Raw genomic sequence first — 7,183 nt, 5'->3', positions numbered from 1 at the left:
AGGAAGACCCGTTCGCGCAATCGCATCCGCTGTGGGCGGCCAACTTTCCGCTCGGCCGCCTCGAGCTCGACGCCTGGGGCCGCATCCCGCGGCGCGACACGCGCATCGTCGTCTATGGCGAGGGTGCGGATGATGCCGTGCGCGCCGCGCAGCGCCTGCGCAGCCTCGGCTACACGCAGGTGCACGTGCTGGCCGGCGGCCTGGCGGGCTGGGCCGCCGCCGGGCTGGAGCTGTTCCGCGACGTGAACGTGCCGAGCAAGTCGTTCGGCGAGTGGGTGGAGGAGGCGCGGCACACGCCGTCGCTCGCGGCCGAGGAGGTGCAGGCGCTGCTCGATGCGAAGGCCGACGTGGTGGTGCTCGATGCGCGCCGCTTCGACGAGTACCAGACGATGAACATCCCCGGCTCGACCAGCGTGCCGGGCGCCGAGCTGGTGCTGCGCGTGCGCGACCTCGCGCCGGATCCCGCCACGCGCGTGATCGTCAATTGCGCAGGGCGCACGCGCAGCATCATCGGCACGCAGTCGCTGGTGAACGCGGGCATTCCGAACCCGGTGAGCGCGCTGCGCAACGGCACGATCGGCTGGACGCTGGCCGGGCAATCGCTGGAGCATGGCGCGGCACGACGCTTCGGGCCGGCGAGCGCGGCGGCGCGCGATGCGGCGCGACACGATGCGCGGGCCGTGGCCGAGCGCGCCGGCGTGCGGCGCATCGGGGCCGCGCAACTGGCGCACTGGGTGGAAGAGCCGGGCCGCACGACGTATCGCTTCGACGTGCGCACGCCGGAGGAATACGCGGCCGGGCACCGGCCCGGGTTCCGCAGCGCGCCGGGCGGGCAACTGGTGCAGGAGACCGACGTGCACGCGCCGGTGCGCGGTGCGCGCATCGTGCTGGCGGACCACGACGGCACGCCGGCCGGGTCACGCGATGCGGGTGTGCGTGCCGAGATGAGCGCGTCGTGGCTGGCGCAGATGGGCTGGGAGGTGGCGCTGCTCGACGCCGATGCGGCATCGGATGGCGTGGAGACGGGTGCCGATGCGCCGCCGCGGCCTGCGCCGCCGCAGGTGCACGGCATCACACCATCGACGCTGGCTGATTGGCTCGCGAGCCCCGGTGCCGATGTGCAGGTGATCGACGTGACGACCAGCGCGAGCCACGTGAAGCGGCACATCCCCGGCGCGTGGTTCGTGCTGCGCTCGCAGCTGCGCGAGGCGCTGAAGCTGCTGCCGCCGGCGCGGCGCATCGTGGTGACTTGCGGTACGAGCCTGCTGGCTCCGTTTGCAGCACACGAGCTCCAAGAGCTGGTGGGTTCACAGGCCGAGGTGCATGTGCTGCAAGGCGGCACCGCGGCCTGGGCCGACGCAGGCTTGCCGGTGGAGACTGGCGAACAGCGGCTCGCATCACCGCGCACCGATCGCTACCGCCGCCCCTACGAAGGCACCGACAACGCGCGGGCCGCGATGCAGGCGTATCTCGATTGGGAGTTCGGCCTGGTCGCACAGCTGAAGCGCGACGGGACGCATCATTTTGTGACGGTGTGATGCCGAGATGACCAAAGTTTGATTCCGGGCTCGTTCCCCCGATGAGGGGGTGTGAGCTGCCGCCCTCTCGCACTACGCTGGCGGACCCAAAATCATCCAAGGTCTCCTGTGCGTCGAATCTCCTTTACAGCGCTGTCGGCGCTTGTGTGCTCAGCGAAGGTCGTGCTGCTTGTTCCACTTGTCGGCCTGGCACTTGTCGCCGGATGTGGCGGTGGTGGCGGCGCAGGCCCCGATGCCGGCTCCGGTCCTGGTCCCGGTACCGGCGGCTCGGGGACCGTCACCACGCTGGCGGGTAGCGGCACCGCGGGTAGCGCCGATGCATCGGCAACGGCTGCGAGTTTCAACGGCCCCTTCGCAGCCGCCGTGGACACCGCGGGAACTGTCTACGTGGCCGAGTTCAACAGCCACGTGATCCGCAAGGTGACATCCTCAGGGACGGTCAGCACGCTGGCGGGCAGCGCCGGCAACTCCGGCAGCGCCAACGGCAGCGGAACCGCCGCCCGCTTCAACTCGCCCGAGGGGGTGGCGGTGGACTCCGCTGGCAACCTCTATGTGGCGGACACCTTCAACCATCTGATCCGCAAGATCACCCCGACGGGCGTCGTCACCACGCTGGCAGGCACGGCGGGCAGCTACGGCAATGTCAATGCCACGGGGACCGCTGCGAGTTTCAACGGTCCGTCGGGTGTCGCGGTGGATTCTTCAGGCAACGTGTATGTGGCGGACGGCCTCAACAACCTGGTCCGCAAGATCAGCGCGACCGGCGTGGTCACGACGCTGGCGGGCAGCGGAGCCCTGGGCAGTGCCGATGGCACGGGGGCTTCGGCCACCTTCAGCCATCCCTATCACGTGGCGGTGGACACGTCGGGCAATGTGTATGTGACCGAGCCTCCCACCAACCTGGTCCGGAAGATCACGCCAGCAGGCGTGGTCACCACCCTGGCGGGCACCGGGGCCGTGGGCAGCACCAATGGCACGGGCACGGCGGCCAGCTTCAGCGATCCGATGGGGGTGGCCGTGGACGCCTCGGGCAACGTGTATGTGGCCTCCATTGCAGACAACCTGATCCGCAAGATCACCCCTGCGGCTGTGGTGACCACACTGGCCGGCATGGCTGGCAAGAGTGGCAACGCCAACGGCGCTGCGGCGTCGGCCACATTCAGGATGCCCAGGGGCTTGACGGTGGATGCATCCGGCAACGTCTATGTGGCCGACTCCGCCAACAACTTGATCCGCAAGATCAGCTTCTGAGCTCGGCCTGCGCCGTGTCTGGTTGCGCGGCGGCGGCGCGCCGCTTGATCCAGATCAAGTGCCCGCCGGCTCCAGCCGGCAGGCTCGACCCTCATGAGCAAAGCGGCCCGCCACCGGCGCCTGACCCAGGGTTTCAGCACCTTTCTGCGCCGCCGGCGCGCGCAGCGGCATTTCGAGCGTCGCCCGCTGCTGGAGTCGCTGACCCGCGCGCTGCCGCCGGCATCCGGGGGCGCCATGCTCGCGCCCGACCTGCTGGCCGCCGCGCGCGACCCGACCGATGCGGTGCTGCATCGCCTGCAATCCCGCGCAGACGGACTGGACGCCGACGAAGCGGCGCGGCGCCTGGCCCGCGACGGCCCGAACGACATCGCCCACGAGAAGCCGCTGCCGGGCTGGCTGCACCTGTGGCGCTGCTACCTGAATCCCTTCAACCTGCTGTTGACGGCGCTGGCCGCGCTGTCCTTCGTCAGCGCCGATGCGAGCGCCACCGTGGTCATTGCGGCCATGGTCGCGCTGAGCACGCTGATCCGCTTCGTGCAGGAGGGCCGCTCGCACCGCGCAGCCGAGGGCTTGCGCGATCTGGTCGGCAACACCGCGAGCGTGATCCGCCGACCGGTGGGCGGTGGCGCGGGGGCGCCCGCCGAGATCGCGCAGCGCGACCTCGTCGCCGGCGACATCGTCGCGCTGTCGGCCGGCGACATGATCCCCGCCGACTGCCGCGTGCTCGCTGCGCGCGACCTGTTCGTCGCACAGGCCGCGATGACCGGCGAATCGCTGCCCGTCGAGAAGTTCGCGCAGCCGCATGCGCAGGCCGCCGAGGGCGCGCTCGCGCAGCACAACCTGGTGTTCATGGGCACCAACGTGGTCTCGGGCACCGCCACCGCGCTCGTCGTGGCCACGGGCGCGCGCAGCTGCTTCGGCACGCTGGCGGCCCATGCGGGCGCTACGTCGACCACCCCGAACGCCTTCCAGGCCGGCGTCAACAGCGTCAGCTGGCTGCTGATCCGCTTTGCCGGCGTGATGGTGCCGGTCGTGTTCCTGGTCAACGGCTTCACCAAGGGCGACTGGCTGCAGGCCTTCCTGTTCGCGCTGTCGGTCGCGGTGGGGCTCACGCCCGAGATGCTGCCGATGATCGTCACCAGCACGCTGGCCAAGGGCGCCGTGCGGCTGTCRCGCAAGAAGGTGGTGGTCAAGCGGCTCGACGCGATCCAGAACTTCGGCGCGATGGACATCCTGTGCACCGACAAGACCGGCACGCTGACGCAGGACCGCATCGCGCTCGCCCGCCACGTCGACGCCTACGGGCAGGACTGCGCCGAGGTGCTGAACTTCGCCTTCCTCAACAGCCACTACCAGACCGGCCTGAAGAACCTGCTGGACCATGCGGTGCTCGACCACGTCGAGCTGCCCGCGGTGCTGAAGCTGCAGGATGCCTACCGCAAGGTCGACGAGATCCCGTTCGATTTCGAGCGGCGGCGCATGTCGGTGGTGGTCGCGGCCCTCGAAGCGGGGCAGGACCGGCACCATGAGCTGATCTGCAAGGGCGCGGTGGCCGAGGTGCTGGCCGCCTGCACCGCGGTGCGCGTGCCGGACCCGACCGACGCCTGCCTCGACGGCGAGCGCGCGATGCCCACGCAGCCGCTCGACGCCGCGCTGCGCGCACGCACGCAGGCCGTCACCGAGGCGCTCGGCGCCGAAGGCCTGCGCGTGGTCGCCGTCGCGGTGAAGACGATGCCGCCGGGGCAGTCAACCTACTCGGTTGCCGACGAGTCCGGGCTGACGCTGATCGGCTACATCGCCTTCCTCGATCCGCCGAAGGAGTCGGCGGCACCGGCGCTGCGCAAGCTGGCGGCGCACGGCATCACCGTGAAGGTGCTGACCGGTGACAACGAGCAGGTCACGCGCAAGGTCTGCAGCCAGGTCGGCCTGTCGGCGGACACGATGCTGCTCGGCCCGCAGGTCGAGGCACTGGACGACACGGCGCTGAAGGCCGCCGCCGAGGCCCACGGCGTGTTCGCGCGGCTGACGCCGCTGCACAAGGAGCGCATCGTGCGGGCGCTGCGTGCCAACGGCCACGTCGTCGGCTTCATGGGCGATGGCATCAACGATGCGCCTGCGCTGCGCGCGGCCGACATCGGCATTTCGGTCGACAGCGCGGTCGACATCGCCAAGGAGGCGGCCGACATCATCCTGCTGGAGAAGAGCCTGCTGGTGCTGGACGACGGCGTGGTCGAGGGCCGCACCACCTTCTGCAACATGCTGAAGTACATCCGCATGACGGCCAGCTCCAACTTCGGCAATGTCCTCTCCGTGCTGGTGGCCAGCGCCTTCCTGCCGTTCCTGCCGATGCTGCCGCTGCAGCTGCTGGTGCAGAACCTGCTGTACGACATCGGCCAGACGGGCATCCCGTTCGACCACGTCGATGCCGAGCTGGTGACCCGGCCCCTGAAGTGGAACCCGGCCGACATCGGGCGCTTCATGCTGTTCTTCGGTCCGATCAGCTCGCTGTTCGACCTGGTGACGTTCGCGGTGATGTGGTGGGTGCTGAAGGCGAACACGCCGGACCGGCAGGCGCTGTTCCAGACTGGCTGGTTCGTCGTGGGGCTGCTGACGCAGACGCTGGTGGTGCACATGGTGCGCACGCCGAAGCTGCCGTTCGTGCAGAGCCGCGCGGCCGCCCCGCTGATCGCGATGACGCTGGCCATCATGGCGCTCGGCCTGTGGCTGCCGCTGTCTCCGCTGGCCGGCCATTTCGGGCTGGTGGCGCTGCCGGCACCGTATTACCTGTGGCTGCTGGCCATCCTGCTGGGCTACGGCACGCTCACGACGCTGATGAAGCGCACCTACATCCGACACTTCGGCTGGCAGTAGCCGTGCAGGGCAGTTGCGGGCGGTACCGGCCGTCTGTACGCCAGCGAACGGAGGGCGTGGATCCGGTCCCCCACACTCGGGCATGAGTTCGAACAGCCTGCCGACGTCCTCACCACCGTTGCAACAGCCGCCCCGCATCCACTGGCCGCTGCGCGGCCGGGCCGCGGCGCTGCGCCTGGCCTGGTTCCACGCGGTGATGTCCCAGGTCAACCGCCTCATCCTGAGGCGACCCGAACCCCGCGAGCTGTTCAAGGGCGTGTGYGAGGTGTGCGTGACGGCCGGGCACCTGGACCTTGCGGTGATCGACCTCTCGGAGGGTCGCGAGGTTCACCGGGCTACGGCGGGCGCGATGCGGCGTGTCGCCGTCGAGTCACCCCAGACCCTGCTGGACGGCGCCCGCACGCAGGCGCTGATGATGTCGCTGGCGATGCGCGCCGGCAGCACCGTGGTGATCGGCGATGCGTCGACCGACGAGCGGCTGCACGACACCCGCGCCTGGTGCGCGGCGACCGGTGTCTGCGCGTTGGCAGCCGTGCTCCTGAAGCGGTCCGAGGTGCCGATCGGCGTGCTGCTGCTGCACTCGAAGACCCCGGGCTGCTTCGACGGCGAGGTGACCGAGCTGCTGGGCGAACTCGGCGCCGACCTGTCGTTCGCGCTCGACAACGCCGACCGCGAGCGCGAGCGGCACGAAGCGTCGTTCGCCGACCACGCGCGCAAGGTGGCCGAGGACGCCAACCGGGCCAAGACCGAATTCCTGGCGCGCATGAGCCATGAACTGCGCACGCCGCTGAACGCGATGCTGGGCTTTGCGCAACTGTTGGCCACCGACCCGGCCGAGGTGTTGTCGCCGCCGCAGGCCGAGCGGGTGCGGCTGATCACGCATGCCGGCTGGCACCTGCTCGGCCTCGTCAACGACGTGATGGACATCTCGCGCGTCGAGGCGGGGCGCATCGAGGTCGTCAACGTCTGCGGCGACATCTCGGCAGTGCTGGACGAGGCCGTCGCGCTCACGCAGCCGCTCGCCAGGACGAGCGGGCTGGAGCTCTCGGAGCGCGYGGTGTCGCGGGTCGGCATCGGTGCCGTCGCCGACCCGCGGCGGCTGCTGCAGGTGCTGCTGAACCTGCTGAGCAATGCCTGCAAATACAACCGGCCCGGCGGACAGGTGAGGATCGACGTGACGCAGGCCGGCAGCGAGGTCTGCCTCGACGTGGTGGACAACGGCATCGGCATGACGCCGGAGCACCTGTCGCACCTGTTCGAGCCCTTCAACCGGCTGGGCCGCGAAGGGCAGGCAGTCGAAGGTTCGGGCATCGGGCTGACGCTCGCGCGCCAGCTGGTGCACCTGATGAACGGCCGGCTCGAGGTGGAGAGCAGCCCCGAATCCGGCACGCGGGCGCGGGTGGTCCTGCCGTCCTGCGTCCTCGCGGCGGGCCAGGTCGCTGCCGAGGCGCCGAAGCCGCTGGCGGTGCCCGAGCCCGTGTCGTCAACGAAGGGCGGGGCGCTGGTGCTCTACATCGAGGACG

General features: G+C 70.2%; 4 protein-coding genes. All 4 read left to right on the top strand.

Features of this window, described 5'->3' with window-relative positions; translation table 11 throughout:
• Positions 1–1,538: rhodanese homology domain-containing protein (locus AC1D15_RS12940; protein WP_477826292.1), on the top strand; the 1,538-nt coding region annotated here is incomplete at its 5' end.
• Between the two features lie 387 nt (positions 1,539–1,925).
• Positions 1,926–2,789 carry an NHL repeat-containing protein gene (locus AC1D15_RS12935; protein WP_477826291.1) on the top strand — a complete coding sequence of 288 codons (864 nt, stop codon included), beginning with the start codon at positions 1,926–1,928 and terminating at the stop codon, positions 2,787–2,789.
• 93 nt (positions 2,790–2,882) lie between these two features.
• Positions 2,883–5,660 carry a magnesium-translocating P-type ATPase gene (mgtA, locus tag AC1D15_RS12930; RefSeq protein WP_477826290.1) on the top strand — a complete coding sequence of 926 codons (2,778 nt, stop codon included), beginning with the start codon at positions 2,883–2,885 and terminating at the stop codon, positions 5,658–5,660.
• A 118-nt stretch (positions 5,661–5,778) separates the two neighbouring features.
• The coding region (locus tag AC1D15_RS12925) for a sensor histidine kinase (protein WP_477826289.1) at positions 5,779–7,183 on the top strand (1,405 nt) is incomplete at its 3' end.

Source organism: Rhizobacter sp. P2_H2 (assembly GCF_056403375.1).
This window is presented reverse-complemented; position numbering and strand designations above follow the sequence as displayed.